Source organism: Azohydromonas aeria (assembly GCF_009760915.1).
In the GTDB taxonomy this organism is placed as follows: Bacteria; Pseudomonadota; Gammaproteobacteria; order Burkholderiales; family Burkholderiaceae_C; genus Azohydromonas; species Azohydromonas aeria.
In genome coordinates this window covers 1-1,719 of record NZ_VIDQ01000188.1, presented here as the reverse complement: position 1 = coordinate 1,719, position 1,719 = coordinate 1, and the positions used below count along the sequence as shown (strand labels likewise).

Below are 1,719 nucleotides of genomic sequence, written 5' to 3'. Positions count from 1 at the left end.
CCACCTCCACGGCCTGCGCCTGGTCGCAGTGCCGCAGCACCACCAGGAACTCCTCGCCCCCGTAGCGGCAGCTCACGTCGGTCTGGCGCAGGCACAGCCGCAGCTGCTCGGCCGTCAGCCGCAGCACCTGGTCGCCCGCCTCGTGCCCGAGCGTGTCGTTGATGCGCTTGAAGTGGTCCAGGTCCAGCAGGATCACGGCCAGCGGCTCGCGGTGGCGCCGGGCCATCGCCACGGCCAGCGTGGCCTGCTCCATGCAGCCGCGCCGGTTGAGCAGCCCGGTGAGACCATCCGTGATGGCCAGTTGCTGCAGCTTGCCCGTGGCCTCCTCGTGCCAGGCGGCCAGGAGCGCCATGGTGATGAGCGCCAGCGCCACGTGCTGCAGGATCGCCGCGGCCACGTTGAGCGGATGCGGCGTGCGCAGTTCGGGGTACAGATGAGTGAAGAAGGCGCCCAGGATGCCCCGGCCCAGCGTCACCGCCATCAGCACCGCGGCGCCGCCCAGGACCACGCCGCGCCAGCGACGGCCTCTTCCCTGCGCTGGCCAGGCGCAGGCCAGCACGATGGCGCCCAGCATCACGGCCAGACCCGCGTTGGACCAGCCCACGCGCCAGGCGTAGCTGCCAAAGCCCAGGGCGTACCCGACGGGCGTGAGCAGCAGCGCGGCGTGCACGACGGCGCGCCCGGGACGGCGTCCGATCCAGGCGTCGATGGCATGCCAGATCGAGGCCAGGCTCACGCCCAGCAGCGCGATCCACAGCGTGGACAGCAGCCGGTCATGGACGGCACGCGCCGCCAGCAGCGAGCCCCAGGCCAGCGCCTGCGTTACAGCGGCGCCGATCATCCAGCGCGCTGCCGTGCTGCTGCGCCAGCCCACCAGGATGGGCATCGCGACGGCGCCGGCGAACACGCCGGCGAGCATCGTCACGAAGGCGGTTTGAATGTCGAGCACAAAGCCGCTGATTGTCCGCTGTTCAGACAGCCCGGCCAGGTGGCTGATGAACCGCGCGACAGTGCCTGCGCGGCACGACAGACTTCAGGAACTAGCGCGCGGCCTGCTTGCCCAGCTGCGCCCCGATGCCCACGGCTGCAGCGGCCGCCAGGATGGCGCTGGCCAGCGCGACCAGCCACGGCATCTGCTGCGGTGGCAGGTACGCCGAGGCAATACCGGCACAGACATAGCCCAGCAGCAGCAGGGCGGCGATCAACCTTGCCATCGGATTCCCTTCTTCAAAGGCACGGGTTCAGGATACCGACAAGCCTTTCAGCAGCCTGATGCAGCCCCTGCGGGGGCGGCTGTGCGGCGAGCACTGCACCTGGCCACACAGGCAAGGCCGTCGAGCACGCGTCGGCGCGACAGCATGCGGTTCATGCCGGCCAGCCTCCCGCATCAACCGGATGTTCCTTGAGCGGCGATGACTGGCTGGCTGCCAAGAGACGGGCACGAGGCCGTTGCTATGGCCTGGCAGCCGTGTCGGTGGAGTGGAAGCGCAGATCCCGAATCGAGCCGGCCTCACTGCGCAACTGCGCCATGCCCGAGCAGAGCCGCCCGACCGAATCCCGAAGCGTGTCCATGGACACCGCCAGCCGCTCGGCAGGACTTCTTGCACTGGCCATCCGTACCTGGACGTTGGCCAAGGCGACACGCGCCGCGCCTCGTGCGCTTGCCGGCATCTCGCTCAGCGCCGCTTCGAACAGCATCAGGCGCTGGACCTCGAATGC

General features: G+C 69.9%; 3 protein-coding genes. All 3 read right to left on the bottom strand.

Translation table 11 applies throughout. The features are described from left to right. The coding region (locus tag FJ694_RS36395) for a GGDEF domain-containing protein (protein WP_157272383.1) at positions 1-949 on the bottom strand (949 nt) is incomplete at its 3' end. A 91-nt stretch (positions 950-1,040) separates the two neighbouring features. Then, positions 1,041-1,214, bottom strand: a complete 174-nt coding sequence (locus FJ694_RS36390) for a hypothetical protein (protein WP_157272382.1) — start codon at positions 1,212-1,214, stop codon at positions 1,041-1,043. Between the two features lie 238 nt (positions 1,215-1,452). Continuing rightward, positions 1,453-1,719 (bottom strand): hypothetical protein (locus FJ694_RS36385; protein WP_157272381.1); only part of this gene is annotated, 267 nt, incomplete at its 5' end.